A 16,507-nucleotide genomic window follows, 5' to 3' on the forward strand; every position below is an offset into this window, starting at 1 on the left:
CTTTGCTCGCTTCGCCTCGCTTTCTCCAGATGGACGGCTTTGTTCGCTTCGCCGGCGCGGAAGATTAGGCTAGCTTTGGCTTTGGCATCTGCTTTGGCATCTGCTTTGGCATTTGCTTCGGCTGTTGCTGCTCTGTCTTTGCTCCAGCTTTTGCATTCCCTTCTCCCGCGTGCGGGGGAAGGTGCCCGGAGGGCGGATGGGGGGCTTTTGCTCTGATGCAGTTGCGGTCCGCTTCAAGGCAACAGCCTTGCCCGCCTTGTTCCCTTCAACACGCTGCAGGGCGCGCCGTTTGCAGGTCAGGCGAGCTCCACCCGCGTTTCCCCGCTGAGCACGCCTTCCGGCCCGAAACGACGTTCATATATGAATCCCCGGTTCTCATGGTCGATGGCTACTACCGTGCTGGCGCGCGTGCCATAGTCCCGGCCGCGAATGAAGGCGCTGGACAGTACGCGCTCCAGTTCCAAGGGCACGCCGGTAGCAGGCAGATCTTCATCCCGGGCCTGGCGTTCGTCGGCCAATGCCGTCCAAAGGGGCGTCAGGTCTTCATTCCCGTCTGCCAGCCAGTTGCCCAGGGCATCCATCAATCGCAGGGTCTTGGGCCAAGGTGCATCCAGTGCACCGTTGGACATGCCATGTATCCCTGGGGGCAGGTCGTGCCGTGATTGCGGGTGGTTGCCAAGGAAGCTGCAGGTCTGGCTGTCGGCCACCAACAAGTTGAACGGAGCAAAGGCTGCTGCCCTCTGGGCCAGGCTGTCGGAGTAGCCCGTCGCAGTTTGTGCGCTTCCAAGGAAGCCTGCGATCAACTCACCCCGTGACGGTCCGCCCGCGGCGGCGCCAGGGTCACGCACATTGGTTACCACGGCCGCGCGGCCACCCCGGCCGGTGCCCATCCAGCTGCCGCCAGAGCGCAGGTCGCGGCCGGCGACCACGTCGTCGTGGGGTGGCGCCCAACGTTGCAAGGGGGCCGTCGGGCGAGCGTGGAACTCGTCGCGGTTGCCGGCCATGAACAGTCGCCAGCGAGGGTGGGATTTCCAGCAAAAGGTGACCAGGCACATGCACGAAGTGTGCCGCTTTGCGCGGTCGGCGACCATGCCCGGCTGAATGGCGGCTGGGCTGCGGCTCTATTTTCACACCGTCTCTACACCCCTGAATTTCATACAAATCTCAAAATTTGAGACGAAACAGCGACTTGTGGATAAACCTTGAACAACTCTCTAAAGATCCGTGCAAGCCATTGATGCGAATGGCGATTTTCCATGCGGAAAGTTGTTGACAAGCCAAGGCCCGCTGCTAAGGTGGGCATCGGAGGGAAAACCGGGTTTTTTGTGGTTTTTCGTGGTTCAATAACTTCCCAAGTGCAAACTGACAAACGGGTGCCATAGGCGTGTTCCAGGGCGAGACTGCCATCACGGTTGACGACAAGGGACGCATGGCGGTGCCAACCGCTTATCGCGACCTGGTCGCGCGTGCCAGCGGTAATCGCCTTGTGCTGACCTACAACCCGTTTGAAGCCGGTTGCTTGTGGTTGTACTCAGAGCAGGAGTGGGAGCGGGTGCGGGACGACGTAATGGCAAAGCCCAATACCCAGCGTGTAGTGCGCACCCTGCAGCAGAAGCTTGTCGGTTCGGCCGCCCATCTGGAGCTTGATGGCAATGGCCGTATCAGCCTGCCGTCCAGCCACCGCAGTGCGGTCGGCATCGAGAAGAAAGCAGTGCTGATGGGCATGGGTGACAAGTTCGAATTGTGGAGCGAGCAAGCGCATCGCGCACTGATCCAGCAGACGTTGTCTGACGAGGATCTGGGCGATGGGCTTCTCGATCTGAAGTTGTGAGCCGGGGTGCCCGGGTGCGCGGTGAAGCGCAGGCCGGTCACCCTCCGGTGTCGCAGCCGCCGGCGGCTCACCTGCCGGTGCTGTACACCCAGGTCCTTGACGGCCTGAGGGTGATCGAAAACGGAACTTATCTGGATGGCACGTTCGGCCGCGGCGGTCATGCCGGCGGCGTGCTGCGCCAGCTCGGCCCGGACGGGCGCCTGCTGGTCATGGACAAGGACCCTGAAGCCATCGCCGTGGCCGAGCGCGACTTCGCGCCGGACGGCCGTGTGGCGATCTATCGCGGCAGCTTTGCCGATCTGCTGGATTGGAACCAAACCGCCGCTGGCCTGGATGGCGTGCTGTTCGACCTGGGTGTGTCCTCGCCGCAGCTGGACGTTGCCGAACGTGGTTTCAGCTTTGGCAAGGACGGCCCGCTGGACATGCGCATGGACCCGGACTCGGGCGAGAGCGCTGCCCAGTGGTTGAACCGCGCCGAGGATCGCGAAATTGCCGACGTGTTGTTCACCTATGGCGATGAGCGCCAGAGCCGCCGCATTGCCCGTGCCATCGTCGCCCGTCGTGCTACCCAGCCGTTCACCCGCACCGCCGAGCTGGCCGACCTGATCGCCTCGGTGATGCCGCGCGGCAAGGACAAGATCCATCCGGCCACACGCAGCTTCCAGGCCATCCGCATCCACATCAATCGCGAACTGGCCGACCTCGAAGCCGGGCTGGATGCGGCGATGGCGCGGCTCAAGCCCGGTGGCCGCTTGGCCGTGATCAGCTTCCATTCGCTGGAAGATCGCATCGTCAAGCAGTTCATGAACCGCCATGCCAAGGCGCCGCCGACCAATCGTCGCCTGCCGGAATTGCAGGCCTTTGTGCCGACGCTGGATCTGATCGGTGGTGCGATCAAGGCCGATGATGACGAGTTGGCGATGAATCCCCGCTCGCGCAGCGCAGTGCTGCGTGTGGCTGAAAAGCTGGGCAGCAAGGCTGATCGGGACGCCGGAAAGCGGAACGACAGCATCCCGAATCCCACCTCTCCAATCCCGGCAGCTCCGCAAGGAGATGCCCAATGAGCCGCCTGTTGTTGATCGTGTTGCTGGCCTGCTCGATTGCCTCGGCGATCGGCGTGGTGTTCATGCGCCACCGCCACCGTCAGCTGTTTGTCGAGCTGTCCAAGCTGGAACACGCCCGCGACGAGATCAACATCGAATTCGGCCGCTTGCAGCTGGAACAGGCCACCCTGGCCCAGGCCACGCGCGTGGACCAGGAAGCGCGTGGACGCCTGGGCATGAAGTTCCCCGAGGCCACTGACATCGTGGTGATCCGGCCATGAACAAGCCCGGCCGCAACCGCACCCGCACCCAGTTCAACCTGCGCAACCGCATGATGATGGTTGGCGTGGGCCTTGGCCTGTGCGCGGTCACGCTGGTCGGTCGCGCCGCCTACGTGCAGCTCATCAACAACGACTTCTACCAGCGTGAGGGCGAGGCCCGCTATCTGCGAGAAGTGCCGATCGCCACCTCGCGCGGCATGATTACCGATCGCAATGGCGAGCCGGTGGCGGTGTCCACGCCGGTGGCATCGATCTGGGTGAATCCGCAGGAACTGCTGCGGGCCCCCGAGCACATCCCGCAGCTGGCCCAGGCGCTGTCGCTGCCGGTGGATGAGCTGACCGCCAAGCTGACCCAGAAGGCCGACAAGGAATTCATGTACCTGCGCCGCCGCATCAATCCCGATGTGGCCGAGCAGGTGGTGGCGCTGAAGATCCCGGGCGTTTTTTCGCAGCGCGAGTTCCGTCGTTACTACCCGCAGGGTGAGGCGATGGCGCACGTGCTGGGCTTCACCAATATCGATGATCTGGGCCAGGAAGGCCTGGAGCTGGCCTTCGACGAATGGCTGCGCGGCAAGCCCGGTGCCAAGAAAGTGATCCGCGACCGCAAGGGCGCGATCGTCGAAAGCATCGACCTGGTGCGTCCTGCCGAGCCGGGCAAGGACCTGACCCTCAGCATCGACCGTCGCATCCAGTTCCTGGCCATGCGCGAGCTGCGCAATGCAGTGACCGAGAACAAGGCGGCCGGTGGTTCGATCGTGATCATGGATGTGGCCACCGGCGAAGTGATGGCCATGGCCAACCTGCCGACCTACAACCCGAATTCGGTCAGTGGCGCCACCCCGGATACGCGCCGCAACCGCGCTGTCACCGACCTGGTCGAGCCCGGCTCGACAATGAAGCCGCTGACCATTGCCACCGCATTGCAGAACCACGTGGTCACCCCGGATACGGTCATCGACACCAACCCGGGGTACATGTCGTTGGGGCGTTACACCATCCGCGATGTGCCGCGTAACAACGGCGTGTTGAACGTCACCGGCGTGATCACCCGCAGTTCGAACATCGGTGCGGCGAAGATCGTGGCGCGCATTCCGGACCAGACTTTCTACAACTCGGTGCGCGCCTTCGGTTATGGCGTGGCGCCGCACAGCGGTTTCCCGGGTGAGTCGGCCGGTGTGGTTGCCGCGCCGGGCAGCCCGAGCTGGTATGGCACCACCAAGACCACCATGTCCTACGGCTATGGCTTGTCGGTAACGCCGCTGCAGATCGCGCAGGCGTACTCGGCATTGGCCAACGGCGGCCAGGTGATCCAGCCGACCTTCGTCAAGGGCCAGCGCAACGAGGCACGCCAGGTCATCGACCCGGAAGTGGCCCGCGAAGTGGTGCGCATGATGGAAACCGTGGTCACCCAGGGCGGCGCCAAGCAGGCGGCGATCCTGGGCTATCACGTGGCCGGCAAGACCGGCACCGCCCGCAAGAATGGCCCCAACGGCTATGAGCGCGGTCATTACAACCTGCTGTTTGCTGGCGTGGTGCCGGCCACTGCACCACGCTATGCGGCGGTGATCGTGGTCAATGATCCGCAGGGCTCGCTGCAGTACGGCGGCCTGGTATCGGCGCCGGTATTCCACCACGTGATGGAAGGCACGCTGCGCCTGATGGACGTGCCGCCGGACGATATCCAGTCCTGGCTGGCCGCACAGGCGGCAGGCAAGGTCGGTGGCAAGCCGGGTAGCAACGCGGCGCCGCTGCCGATTCCCGCCGATCCGGACGAAGCACCCAATGCTGCGGCGGAATTCGACGCTGCACTGCCGACCGCGGTTGCGCCGGCACCTGCCGCCACGGAGGTGCGTCAGTGAGCCGCTCGATGAAGTTGTCGCAGCTGCTGCCGGACCTGACCTTGAGCAGTGACCCGCAGATCAATGGGCTGGTGCTGGATTCCCGGCATGTGCGCGCCGGTGATGCGTTCGTCGCGATCGCTGGCTTTGGGGCGCATGGCCTGGGTTTCGTCGAGCAGGCCAAGGCTGCTGGCGCGGCCGCGATCCTGTTTGATCCGCCGGCGCCAGCAGATCTGCCGGCACCGGCCGATGCGATTGCCGTACCCGGCTTGCGTTCGCGTATGGGTGTGATGGCTGACCAGTTCCATGGTCAGCCTTCGCGTGCCATGACCATGGTCGGCGTTACCGGCACCAACGGCAAAACCTCGACCGTGCAGTTGCTGGGCCAGGCCTGGCACCTGCTGGGTATTGCCAATGGTTCGATCGGTACCCTGGGCGTTGGCTTGTATGGGCATGTGGTGCCGACCGGCTTCACCACGCCGCTGGTGCTGCAGATGCATGAAGTGCTGGCGCAGCTGCGCGACGGTGGTGCCAAGGCGGTGGCGATGGAAGTCAGCTCGCACGCACTGGACCAGGGCCGTGTCGATGCCGTGCACTACGACGTTGCGGTGTTCACCAACCTCACCCGTGACCATCTGGATTACCACGGCAGCATGGAAGCCTACGGCGCGGCCAAGGCCAAGCTGTTCCATCGCCCGGGCCTGAAGGCCGCGGCGATCAACCTGGACGATGCCTTCGGCCGTGAACTGATCACCACGCTGGCAGCCGACGTACAGGCCATTGGCCTGAGCTCGAGCGGGCAGGCGGGTGCGGTTGTGCGTGCGGAAAATCTGGTGCTGGACGGGCAGGGCATCGGCTTCGACCTGGTCATTGGCAATGAACGCCACGCGCTGCGCTCGCCGCTGCTGGGCCGCTTCAATGTCGACAACCTGTTGGCAGTGGCCGGTGCATTGCACGGTCTGGGCCAGCCTACGGCGGTGATCGCCAACGTGCTGGGCCAACTGCAGCCGATCCGTGGCCGCATGAATCGTCTGGGTGGCCACGGTGAACCGACCGTGGTCATTGATTACGCCCATACCCCCGATGCGCTGGAACAAGCGCTGCGCAGTCTGCATGGCCATCTGGATGGTCGCCTGCTGTGCGTGTTCGGTTGCGGTGGCGAGCGCGACACCGGCAAGCGTCCGCAGATGGCGGCCATTGCCGAAGAACTGGCCGACGTGGTTTTCGTCACCGACGACAACCCGCGTGGCGAAGATGGTGACGTGATCGTCGCCGACATCATGGCCGGCTTCGTGTCGCCCGCGCAGGTGAACGTGGTGCGCGATCGCGCCCGCGCCATCGACGCTGCGGTCGCACAGGCAGGCGCTGGCGACATCGTGTTGATCGCCGGCAAGGGCCACGAGCCCTATCAGGAGATTGCAGGTATCAAACATCCTTTCGATGACACCGACGTGGCGTCACGTGCACTGCGGGCGCGTCAAGCCAAGGGCGAGGTGCACGCATGAAGCGCACCCCGCTTTCGCTGATCGCACACTGGGCCGGCGGTGAGATCCACGGCGACGATGCGAGCATCGATGCCGTCAGCAACGACACCCGCACGCTGGCCCCGGGCAGCCTGTATGTAGCCTTGCGCGGCGAGCGTTTCGATGGGCACGATTTTGCCGTCAATGCGGTCGAGCACGGTGCCAGCGCCTTGCTGGTCGAGCGCCTGTTGCCGTTGGAAGTGCCGCAGATCGTGGTTGCCAATACCGAACTGGCGCTGGCCAGGATCGCCGCCGCGATGCAGCAGCAGCGCGCTACCCGTGTGTTCGCCATCACCGGCAGCAACGGCAAGACCAGCGTGAAGAACCTGCTGCAAGCCATCATGCAGCACGTTGCCGCGGTAAGTGGCCAGCATGTATATGCCACGCCTGGCAACCGCAACAACGAGATCGGCCTGCCGCTGGCAGTGATCGATGCACCGGAAGACGCCGATTTCGCGATTTATGAAATGGGCACCGGCAAGCCGGGCGATATTGCTTATCTGACCGCTGTCGCCGCACCGGACGTGGCCGTCGTCAACAACGTTGCCCCGGCACACCTGGAGCGCATGGGCAGCCTGCTGGAAATCGCCAACACCAAGGCGGCGGTCTACGACGACCTGCGCGAGGCGGGTGTTGCAGTGGTCAATGCCGACGATGCGTTCTCACCGTACTTCGTCGCGCGCGCGGGCCAGCACCGGGTGATCCGCTTTGGTCTGGACGTCAGTGCCGATGTCACGGCAACCGCCATCGTGTTGGACGAGGCCGCCGCACGCTTTCATCTGCGCACCCCGCAGGGCGAGGCCGAGGTGAAGCTGCAGCTGCCAGGTCGGCACAACGTGCTCAATGCCTTAGCGGCCGCCTCGATGGCGCTGGCTGCCGGCATCGCGTTGCCGTTGGTGGTCGAAGGCCTGGCGCAGGCGCGCCCGGTCGCGGGTCGCCAGGTGGCCCATGTGCTGGACAGCGGCGCAGTACTGATCGATGACAGTTACAACGCCAACCCGGGTTCACTGGCTGCCGCGATCACCGCGCTGGCGGCGGGCAAGGGCGAGGGCTGGCTGGTGCTGGGCGACATGCGCGAGCTGGGTCCGGAGGCACAGGCGCTGCATGCGCAGGCTGGCCTGCGTGCCCGCGAAGCCGGCTTCAAGCGTCTGTACACCCTGGGCCCGCTCAGCGCAGCGGCGTCGGCGGCATTCGGTGAGGGCGGGCGTCACTTCGACAGCCACGCCGCGCTGGCTGACGCCTTGGAAACCGAACTTCATGCTGGTGTGCGTTGCCTGGTCAAGGGCTCGCGCGGCAGCGCCATGGACAAGATCGTAAACGCGCTGTTGCAGCGCGGTGAGGAAAGTACACATGTTGCTTGAGTTGGCCCGTTGGCTGCAGCAGTTGGACGGCCTGTTCCGGTTGTTCAACTACATCACGTTCCGCGGCATCCTTGCCGCGTTGACGGCGCTGTCGCTGTCGCTGTGGCTGGGCCCGGCGGCCATCCGCCGCCTGGCACAGCTCAAGGGTGGTCAGCCGATCCGCAAGGACGGCCCGCAGTCGCACTTCTCCAAGGCCGGCACGCCGACGATGGGCGGCGGCTTGATCCTGACGACCGTGCTGGTGTCCGTCCTGCTTTGGGGTGATCTGCGCAACCGCTATGTGTGGCTGGTGCTGGTTGTCATGCTGTGCTTCGGTGCCATCGGTTGGTATGACGATTGGATCAAGATCGCCAAGCGCGACCCCAATGGCCTGAAGTCGCGCTGGAAGTACCTGCTGCAGTCGATCTTCGGGCTGGCGGCCGGCATCTTCCTGTACAAGACCGCCGCAGTGCCGGCGGAGCTGACCTTCTACATCCCGATGTTCAAGTCGATCGCCTTGCCGCTGGCCGGCATCAGCTTCGTGGCCATCGCCTACTTCTGGATCGTCGGTTTCTCCAACGCGGTCAACCTGACCGACGGCCTGGATGGCTTGGCGATCATGCCGACCGTACTGGTGGCTTGCGCGCTGGGCGTGTTCGCCTATGCCTCGGGCAATGCGGTGTTCTCCAGCTACCTGCAGATCCCGCAGATCCCGGGCGCTGGCGAGCTGGTCATCATCTGCGCGGCCATTGCCGGCGCGGGCCTGGGCTTCCTCTGGTTCAACACGTACCCGGCCATGGTGTTCATGGGGGATGTCGGCGCGCTGGCGCTGGGCGCGGTGTTGGGCACCATCGCGGTGATCGTGCGCCAGGAGCTGGTGCTGGTGATCATGGGCGGTGTGTTCGTGATCGAGACCTTGTCGGTGATGATCCAGGTGGCTTCGTTCAAGCTCACTGGCAAGCGTGTGTTCCGCATGGCGCCGATCCACCACCACTTTGAGCTGAAGGGCTGGCCGGAGCCGCGCGTGATCGTGCGCTTCTGGATCATCTCGGTGGTGCTGGTGTTGATCGGCCTGGCAACCCTCAAGGTGCGCTGATGGACGACTACTCGCGTCAGGCAACCCGACTTGAAGCCATCGGCGGCAGCTACGACAAGTGGCTGCTCGGCGCCGCCGTGGCGCTGGCTTCAATCGGTGTGGTGATGGTGGCTTCCAGCTCCATCGCGTTGACGCAGAGTCCCTTCTATTACCTGACGCGCCACCTGATCTTCATCGCCATCGGCGTGATCCTGGCCGCGGTGACCATGCGGGTGGAACTGAAGGAAATCGAGAAGTACAACCAGTTGCTGTTGCTGGGCTGCTTCGCGTTGTTGATCGTGGTTTTCATCCCGGGCCTGGGCAGCAGCGTCAATGGCGCGCAGCGCTGGATCAACCTGGGCTTCTCCAAGTTCCAGACCGTGGAAGCGGTCAAGGTGTTGTACATCGTCTGGTTGTCCAGCTACCTGGTGCGCTTCCGTGACGAGGTCAATGCCACCTGGCAGGCCATGCTCAAGCCGGTCGGCGTAGTCGGCGTGCTGGTCGTGCTGCTGCTGATGCAGCCGGACTTCGGCTCGTCCATGCTGCTGCTGGGCATCACCACCTGCATGCTGGTGCTGGGTGGCGCGCAGATCACCCGCATCATCCTGCCAGTGCTGCTGCTGTTGCCCGGGCTGATCGCGCTGGTGATCTTCGAGCCGTACCGCATGCGTCGCGTCACCTCGTTCATGGATCCGTGGCAGGACCAGTTGGGTTCCGGTTACCAGCTTTCCAATGCACTGATGGCCATCGGTCGTGGCGAGTGGAACGGCGTGGGCCTGGGTGCCTCGATCCAGAAGCTGAATTACCTGCCCGAGTCGCACACCGACTTCATCTTCTCGGTGATCGCCGAGGAGCTGGGCTTCGTTGGCGTGTGCGGCATCATCAGCCTGTACGCGTTGCTGGTTGGCCGCGCCTTCTGGCTGGGCATGCGCTGCATCGAGATGCGTCGCCACTTCGCCGGTTACATCGCCTTCGGCATCGCGCTGTGGATCAGCCTGCAGACCTTCGTGTCGATCGGCGTCAACCTGGGCATGCTGCCGACCAAGGGCCTGACCCTGCCGCTGATTTCCTCGGGTGGCTCCAGCGTGATGATGACCTGCGTGGCGATGGGCCTGCTGCTGCGCGTGTCCTATGAATACAACCGCGCCGTCCGTCGCCAGGAAGTGCGCGAGGACAGCGACGTCGCCGATGCACCGCTGGCCGAGACCCACGACGCCGATGCGGTCGAGCCGAACACCGCCTCGGCCATCGCCGCATCCATGCAGACCAGCGCCGCACGCGGCACCAGCCGCATGCAGCCGCGTGTCGAACCGACCTTCGGGAGGATCGCCTGATGGCCGCCGCGAACAACCAGGACCTGCGTCCGGTGATGATCATGGCCGGCGGCACCGGTGGCCATATCTTCCCGGGCCTGGCCGTGGCCAAGGTGCTGCGCGAGCGCGGCATCCCGGTGACCTGGCTGGGTGCTGACGGGGCGATGGAAACCCGGTTGGTGCCGCAACACGACATCCACGTCGATACGCTGGCCATCTCCGGCCTGCGCGGCAAGGGCAAGCTGGCGTTGCTGGGCGCACCTGTACGCGTACTCCGCGCTATCCGCGGTGCCGGTTACGTGCTGCGTGATCGCAAGCCGCGCGCGGTGGTGGCGTTTGGCGGCTTCGCCTCCGGCCCTGGCGGCATGGCTGCGCGCCTGCATGGCCTGCCCTTGCTGGTGCACGAGCAGAACCGCGCACCTGGCATGACCAATCGCATCCTGTCGCGTTTTGCACGCCGCGTGCTGAGTGGCTTCCCGGGCAGCTTTGCCGGTGGCAAGGAAGAAGTGGTGGGCAATCCGGTGCGTGCCGAGATCGCCGCGCTGCCTGCCCCCGAACAGCGCCTGGCCGGCCGTACCGGGCCGATGCGGCTGTTGGTGCTGGGTGGCAGCCAGGGTGCCCGCGCCCTGAACAATGCTGTACCCAAGGCGCTGGCCGCGCTGGGTAGCAGCGTCGCCATCGAAGTTTGGCACCAGTGCGGCGAGAAGTTGCACGAAGAAGCACTGCAGGCCTATCGCGCCGCAGGCGTCGAAGGCCGCGTGGACATGTTCATCAAGGACATGGCTGGCGCCTATGCCTGGGCCGATCTGGTCGTGTGCCGTGCTGGCGCCTCGACCTTGGCCGAACTGTGTGCGGTGGGCATCGGCAGCGTGCTGGTGCCGTTCGCCGCAGCGGTGGACGACCACCAGACCCGCAACGCCGAATACCTGGTCGAACGCGGCGCCGCCGAACTGCTGAAGCAGGACGACGCGCTGGCGACCAACCTGGAAGGCGTGCTGCGCACGCTGGCAAACAATCCCGGCCACCGCATGCAGATGGCGCAAGCCGCGCGTGGGTTGGCCAAGGTCGATGCGGCCGAACGCATCGCAGACATCATTCTGGAAGAAGCCGGGATTCGGAATTCGGGATTCGGGGGCGATGACGCGCCCCGGAGTAACGGATCGGGCCCTGGCAACCAGAAAAAGCAGGAACAGATGCAGAAAGACCAGAGTTCACAGAAAACGGAGCGCGCGCGGCCATCGGCTGTTGCCAATCCCCAATCCCAATTTCCTAATCCCAGTAGCACAGGAACCAAGCAATGATCCGCCGCCTCCACGACACCAATGACCTGGTCCGCGCCTTCCCGCGCGTGCACTTCGTCGGCATCGGCGGTACCGGCATGAGCGGCATCGCCGAAGTCATGCTGACCCTGGGCTATGAAGTCTCCGGCTCGGACAACGCCGACAATGCAGCCACCCGTCGCCTGGCGCGGCTGGGTGCACGGGTGATGCGTGGTCACTCCGCTGCAAACGTGCTGGGCACGGACTGCATCGTGGTTTCCAGCGCCATCCGTGACGACAACCCGGAGCTGATGGAGGCACGTAGCCAGCGCATTCCGATCATGCCGCGCGCGGCGATGCTGGCCGAGCTGATGCGTTTCCGTCGCGGCATCGCCGTGGCCGGCACGCATGGCAAGACCACCACCACCTCGCTGACCGCTGCGATCCTGAGCGAAGGCAAGCTGGACCCGACCTTCGTGATCGGTGGCCAGCTGCTTGCCGCCGGTGCCAACGCCAAGCTAGGCGGTGGCCAATGGCTGGTGGCCGAGGCCGACGAGAGTGATGGCAGCTTCCTGCGCCTGAACCCGTTGGTGGCGGTCATCACCAACATCGACGCCGACCATCTGGAAAACTACGGCAACGATTTTGCCCGCGTGCAGGCCGCCTTTGCCGAGTTCCTGCAGCGCCTGCCTTTCTATGGGCTGGCGGTGCTGTGCATCGATGACCCGGAAGTAGCCGCGCTGGCTGCCAAGACCCCGCGTCACGTGATGAGCTACGGCATGAGCGGCAACGCCGACGTGCGTGCCGAGGACGTGGTCCAGGACGGCCCGCGCATGCGCTTCACCCTGCGCTTGCCGGAAGGCAGCAGCGTGCCGGTCACCCTGGCGCTGCCGGGCAAGCACAACGTGCTCAATGCCTTGGCCGCCGCCGCGGTTGCGTGGCAGCTGGGCGTGGCGCCGGAAACCATTGCCGCCGCGCTGGAAAAGTTCGAAGGCGTCGGCCGTCGCTTCAACGACCTGGGCGAAGTCACCACCCACAAGGGCGCCAAGGTGCGTGTGATCGACGACTACGGTCATCATCCGCGCGAGTTGGAAGCCGTGTTTGCCGCCGCCCGTGGTGGCTGGCCGGACAAGCGTCTGGTCGTGGCCTTCCAGCCGCACCGTTACAGCCGTACCCGCGACCAGTTCGATGCATTTGCAGCGGTGCTGTCCGAAGTGGACGCGTTGGTGTTGAGCGAGGTTTACCCGGCCGGCGAAGCGCCCATTCCCGGTGCCGACTCCAAGTCGCTGGCACGCGCCATCCGTGCGCGCGGCCGCAGTGAGCCGGTGGTGGTGGGGCATGCCGGTGACCTGACCTCGGTGCTGCCGGACGTGCTGCAGGACGGCGACCTGCTGCTGATGATGGGCGCCGGTGACATCGGCGCCGTTGCCCAGCACGTTGCGACCGAAGGCTTCAAGGAGGCCAAGGGCGAATGATCCAGACCGCGCTGCCGATGCGCTGTGACCACGCTGCCGCGATGCGGTTGGCGCTGGCCCCGCGTGCCTGCACCGCGGGGGAGGGCGCGCGATGAACGCGGTCCTGCGCATGCTTGCCTGGTTGCTGGCCATTGCCCTGGTGGCATTGCCGGTGGTGGCAGTGCTCAACGGCTGGGTGGGCACCGAACGCTGGCCGCTCGCCAAGTTGCGCGTGCATGGCGAGTTCAAGCGGGTGCCGGCCGAGCAGCTGCAGAAGACCTTGCTGCCCTATGCACGTTCCGGCTACTTCGCGGTGAAGCTGCAGGACGCACAGTCGGCGGTGGAAAAGCTGCCGTGGGTGGAGAGCGCGCAGGTCCGCAAGCAGTGGCCGGATGTGCTGGAAGTGACCATCGTCGAGCACAAGCCGTTCGCTCGCTGGGGCAAGGATCGCCTGCTGTCGGAGCAGGGACGACTGTTTGCCGTGCCGCATGGCCTGGAAGACGCCCCGCTGCCCGAACTGGACGGCCCCGATGGAATGACCACCGAAGTGGTCGAGCTCTACAACGATTCCCGTGCCCTGTTCGCGCCGGCTGGCGTGGACGTGCACAAGGTCGCGATGGATGCACGCGGCAGCTGGTCGCTGGCGCTGGACAACGGCACCGAAGTCATCGTCGGTCGCAGTGACGCGCGTTCGCGCTTGAGCCGCTTTGTCCGTGTGCTGCCGCAGCTGACCCGCACCCAGGTGCCGATCGTGCGCGCCGACCTCCGCTATACCAATGGTTTCACGCTGAGCTGGGGAACCCCGCCGCCGGCAACAAAGCAGACGCAGGACAGGACATGAATCGCAAGGGTGATAAATCGCTGATCGTCGGCCTCGATATCGGCACCTCCAAGGTGGTGGCGCTGGTGGGCGAGTACTCGCCGGGCAGCCCGATCGAAGTCATCGGCATCGGTTCGCATGAATCGCGCGGCCTCAAGCGCGGCGTGGTGGTCGACATCGAATCGACCGTGCAGTCGATCCAGCGTGCCATCGAGGAAGCCGAGCTGATGGCCGGCTGCGAGATCCGTTCGGTGTACGCGTCGATTTCCGGCAACCACGTGCAGTGCCGCAATTCGCAGGGCATTACTCCGATCCGCGAAGGTGAAGTGAGCTGGGGCGACCTGGACCGCGTGCTGGAAGCGGCCAAGGCCGTCGCCATCCCCGCCGACCAGAAGATCCTGCATGCGATCCCGCGCGAGTACGTGCTGGACGATTCGCAGGAAGGCATCCGCAATCCGGTCGGCATGACCGGCGTGCGCCTGGAGATCCATGCCCATCTCGTCGTGTGCGCGCAGTCGGCCGCGGCCAACATCAGCAAGTGCGTGCAGCGCTGCGGTCTGCAGGTGGACGACCTGGTGCTGTCCTCGCTGGCCTCCAGCGTGGCGGTGCTGACCGCCGATGAGCGTGAGCTCGGCGTGGTGATGGTCGATATCGGCGCAGGTACCACCGATATCGCGGTGTTCATCCAGGGCGCGATCTGCCATACCGCATCGCTGCCGATCGCCGGCGACCACGTCACCAACGACATCGCCCACATGCTGCGCACGCCGACCCCGGAAGCGGAGCAGATCAAGGTGCGTTACGCCTGTGCGCTGGCGCAGCTGGCAACGGCGGAAGAAAGCATCCAGGTGCCGTCGGTCGGTGACCGTCCGCCGCGCCGCATGCCGCGTCACTCGCTGGCGCAGGCGGTGCAGGGCCGTTACGAAGAAATTTTCGAGATGGTGCAGGCCGAACTGCGCCGTTCCGGTTTCGAGGAAATGGTGCGTGCCGGTGTGGTGCTGACCGGTGGCGCTTCAAAGATGGAAGGTGTGGTCGAGCTGGCCGAGGAAATGCTGCAGATGCCGGTACGCGTGGGCATTCCGCAGCACGTCACCGGCCTGGGCGAAGTGGTGGGCAACCCGGTCCATGCCACCGGCGTGGGCCTGCTGCTGATGGGCAGCCAGATCGAACACCCGCGCCGCCCGTCGCTGCCTACCGGGCGCGCCGGCAGCATGTTCAACAAATTGAAGAATTGGTTCCGCGGCGAGTTCTGAGCGGAACCAGTGGCAGGGCAGTGAGGCAGTCAGAAGGGCAAGCAGTAAGGCAATACGAAGTGCAGTAACGCAGTCATTGAAGCAAGCAACAACCACCGTACAGGGGTAGCCCTGGCGGCAAACCTAAAACAACTCGCCGGTGCGGGTGGGCGCAGCAGGAGAAGGATTCTTCCCAACGCTCGACCCAATCACGGCATTAGAGAGGACATGGACATGGCGCATTTCGAACTGATTGAAAAGATGGCACCGAACGCGGTGATCAAGGTCGTTGGCGTGGGCGGCGGTGGCGGCAACGCCGTGGCGCACATGGTCAACAGCAGCGTGGATGGCGTGGAATTCATCACCGCCAACACTGACTCGCAGGCCATCAAGAATTGTGGCGCCAAGCTGCAGCTGCAGCTGGGTACCAACGTAACCAAGGGCCTGGGCGCAGGCGCCAACCCGGAAGTCGGCCGCCAGGCCGCACTGGAAGACCGTGAGCGCATCATGGACGCCCTGCAGGGCGCGGACATGGTGTTCATCACCGCTGGCATGGGCGGTGGCACCGGTACCGGCGCTGCGCCGGTGGTGGCGCAGCTGGCCAAGGAAATGGGCATCCTGACCGTGGCCGTGGTCACCAAGCCGTTCCCGTTCGAAGGCCGTCGCCGCATGCAGGTGGCGCTGAAGGGCATCGAGGAGCTGAGCCAGCACGTCGATTCGCTGATCACCATCCCGAACGAAAAGCTGATCACCGTGCTTGGCCGCAATGCCACCATGGTGCAGGCCTTCCGTGCTGCCAACGATGTGCTGCAGGGCGCCGTGCAGGGCATCGCCGACCTGATCGTGCGTCCGGGCCTGATCAACGTCGACTTCGCCGACGTGCGCACCGTGATGTCGGAAATGGGCCTGGCAATGATGGGCACCGGCACCGCGCGTGGTGATGACCGCGCTCAGGCCGCTGCCGAAGCCGCCATCCAGAACCCGCTGCTGGACGACGTGAACCTGGCCGGTGCCAACGGCATCCTGGTCAACATCACCGCCGGCCCGGACTTCACCATGAGCGAGTTCGACGAGATCGGCCGCACCATCGAAGGCTTCTCCTCCGAAGACGCCACCGTGGTGGTGGGTACCGTGCTCGACCCGGACATGCAGGACGAAGTGCGCGTGACCGTGGTTGCCACCGGCCTGAACCGCGCCGTTGCCAAGAACGCACAGCGTCCGGGCGAGCGTGCACCGATCAAGCTGGTCCGCAACGCCACCACCGGCCAGGCCGAGTTCGGCGACTACGAAAGCCCGGCCGATGCCGTGGCCAAGGCCGTCGGCAACTCCCTGGGCATGGGCCTGCGTCGTCCGAGCGCCGATACCGCTGCGGCGTCCAGCCCGGCTGCGTCGTCCTCGACCGCCGCAGCCGCCGAGTTGCCGAGCGACTACCTGGATATCCCGGCGTTCCTGCGCCGCCAGGCGGACTGATCGGACCGTCCGCGATGACGGCAGCAGG

General features: G+C 65.0%; 14 protein-coding genes. 13 read left to right on the forward strand and 1 reads right to left on the reverse strand.

What is annotated here, in order from left to right; translation table 11 throughout:
- Positions 1–296: 296 nt before the first annotated feature.
- Complete coding sequence (locus RT460_RS03545) at positions 297–1,055, reverse strand: NRDE family protein (protein ID WP_313317197.1); 759 nt, start codon at positions 1,053–1,055, stop codon at positions 297–299.
- Positions 1,056–1,384: 329 nt separating this feature from the next.
- On the opposite strand from RT460_RS03545, the gene mraZ reads away from it, so the two are divergent.
- The 13 genes from mraZ (at position 1,385) to ftsZ (ending at position 16,479) form a co-directional block, all read left to right on the forward strand.
- On the forward strand, positions 1,385–1,831 hold the full coding sequence (mraZ, locus tag RT460_RS03550) for a division/cell wall cluster transcriptional repressor MraZ (protein ID WP_282266355.1): 447 nt from the start codon (positions 1,385–1,387) through the stop codon (positions 1,829–1,831).
- 14 nt (positions 1,832–1,845) lie between these two features.
- Positions 1,846–2,895, forward strand: coding sequence for a 16S rRNA (cytosine(1402)-N(4))-methyltransferase RsmH (rsmH, locus tag RT460_RS03555; protein ID WP_313317227.1), 1,050 nt, complete (start codon positions 1,846–1,848; stop codon positions 2,893–2,895).
- Complete coding sequence (ftsL, locus tag RT460_RS03560) at positions 2,892–3,155, forward strand: cell division protein FtsL (protein WP_313317198.1); 264 nt, start codon at positions 2,892–2,894, stop codon at positions 3,153–3,155. The genes rsmH and ftsL overlap by 4 nt, the downstream gene beginning before the upstream one ends.
- A complete protein-coding gene (locus RT460_RS03565; RefSeq protein ID WP_313317199.1) occupies positions 3,152–5,014 on the forward strand; it encodes a penicillin-binding protein 2 in 1,863 nt (620 codons plus the stop codon). Before ftsL ends, RT460_RS03565 begins: the two co-directional genes overlap by 4 nt.
- A gap of 8 nt (positions 5,015–5,022) precedes the next feature.
- Positions 5,023–6,498, forward strand: coding sequence for a UDP-N-acetylmuramoyl-L-alanyl-D-glutamate--2,6-diaminopimelate ligase (locus RT460_RS03570; RefSeq protein ID WP_313317200.1), 1,476 nt, complete (start codon positions 5,023–5,025; stop codon positions 6,496–6,498).
- Positions 6,495–7,877: a UDP-N-acetylmuramoyl-tripeptide--D-alanyl-D-alanine ligase gene (murF, locus tag RT460_RS03575; RefSeq protein WP_313317201.1), complete on the forward strand. Its 1,383-nt coding sequence runs from the start codon at positions 6,495–6,497 to the stop codon at positions 7,875–7,877. The genes RT460_RS03570 and murF overlap by 4 nt, the downstream gene beginning before the upstream one ends.
- Positions 7,867–8,952, forward strand: a complete 1,086-nt coding sequence (mraY, locus tag RT460_RS03580) for a phospho-N-acetylmuramoyl-pentapeptide-transferase (RefSeq protein WP_313317202.1) — start codon at positions 7,867–7,869, stop codon at positions 8,950–8,952. Before murF ends, mraY begins: the two co-directional genes overlap by 11 nt.
- The gene (gene ftsW / locus RT460_RS03585; protein ID WP_313317203.1) at positions 8,952–10,265 is read left to right on the forward strand and encodes a putative lipid II flippase FtsW; all 1,314 of its coding nucleotides are present in this window, start codon (positions 8,952–8,954) and stop codon (positions 10,263–10,265) included. The genes mraY and ftsW overlap by 1 nt, the downstream gene beginning before the upstream one ends.
- Positions 10,265–11,545, forward strand: coding sequence for an undecaprenyldiphospho-muramoylpentapeptide beta-N-acetylglucosaminyltransferase (murG, locus tag RT460_RS03590; protein WP_313317204.1), 1,281 nt, complete (start codon positions 10,265–10,267; stop codon positions 11,543–11,545). The genes ftsW and murG overlap by 1 nt, the downstream gene beginning before the upstream one ends.
- Positions 11,542–12,978, forward strand: a complete 1,437-nt coding sequence (murC, locus tag RT460_RS03595) for a UDP-N-acetylmuramate--L-alanine ligase (protein WP_313317205.1) — start codon at positions 11,542–11,544, stop codon at positions 12,976–12,978. Before murG ends, murC begins: the two co-directional genes overlap by 4 nt.
- Positions 12,979–13,069: 91 nt before the next feature.
- Positions 13,070–13,798 carry a cell division protein FtsQ/DivIB gene (locus tag RT460_RS03600; protein ID WP_313317206.1) on the forward strand — a complete coding sequence of 243 codons (729 nt, stop codon included), beginning with the start codon at positions 13,070–13,072 and terminating at the stop codon, positions 13,796–13,798.
- Entirely contained in the window at positions 13,795–15,030 is a 1,236-nt protein-coding gene (ftsA, locus tag RT460_RS03605) for a cell division protein FtsA (protein WP_293715136.1), read from the forward strand. Before RT460_RS03600 ends, ftsA begins: the two co-directional genes overlap by 4 nt.
- Before the next feature lie 213 nt (positions 15,031–15,243).
- On the forward strand, positions 15,244–16,479 hold the full coding sequence (gene ftsZ, locus RT460_RS03610; protein ID WP_313317207.1) for a cell division protein FtsZ: 1,236 nt from the start codon (positions 15,244–15,246) through the stop codon (positions 16,477–16,479).
- Positions 16,480–16,507 lie beyond the last annotated feature (28 nt).

It is taken from the genome of Stenotrophomonas sp., from assembly GCF_032061965.1.
Taxonomy (GTDB): Bacteria; Pseudomonadota; Gammaproteobacteria; order Xanthomonadales; family Xanthomonadaceae; genus Stenotrophomonas.

Bases quoted from the DNA above. Each gene is read 5' to 3' on its own strand.
- murC (WP_313317205.1), top strand. From the start codon at position 11,542: ATGATCCGCCGCCTCCACGACACCAATGACCTGGTCCGCGCCTTCCCG.
- ftsW (WP_313317203.1), top strand. From the start codon at position 8,952: ATGGACGACTACTCGCGTCAGGCAACCCGACTTGAAGCCATCGGCGGC.
- ftsZ (WP_313317207.1), top strand. From the start codon at position 15,244: ATGGCGCATTTCGAACTGATTGAAAAGATGGCACCGAACGCGGTGATC.
- RT460_RS03600 (WP_313317206.1), top strand. From the start codon at position 13,070: ATGAACGCGGTCCTGCGCATGCTTGCCTGGTTGCTGGCCATTGCCCTG.
- RT460_RS03570 (WP_313317200.1), top strand. From the start codon at position 5,023: ATGAAGTTGTCGCAGCTGCTGCCGGACCTGACCTTGAGCAGTGACCCG.
- murG (WP_313317204.1), top strand. From the start codon at position 10,265: ATGGCCGCCGCGAACAACCAGGACCTGCGTCCGGTGATGATCATGGCC.
- murF (WP_313317201.1), top strand. From the start codon at position 6,495: ATGAAGCGCACCCCGCTTTCGCTGATCGCACACTGGGCCGGCGGTGAG.
- mraY (WP_313317202.1), top strand. From the start codon at position 7,867: ATGTTGCTTGAGTTGGCCCGTTGGCTGCAGCAGTTGGACGGCCTGTTC.
- ftsL (WP_313317198.1), top strand. From the start codon at position 2,892: ATGAGCCGCCTGTTGTTGATCGTGTTGCTGGCCTGCTCGATTGCCTCG.
- RT460_RS03545 (WP_313317197.1), bottom strand. From the start codon at position 1,055: ATGTGCCTGGTCACCTTTTGCTGGAAATCCCACCCTCGCTGGCGACTG.
- RT460_RS03565 (WP_313317199.1), top strand. From the start codon at position 3,152: ATGAACAAGCCCGGCCGCAACCGCACCCGCACCCAGTTCAACCTGCGC.
- ftsA (WP_293715136.1), top strand. From the start codon at position 13,795: ATGAATCGCAAGGGTGATAAATCGCTGATCGTCGGCCTCGATATCGGC.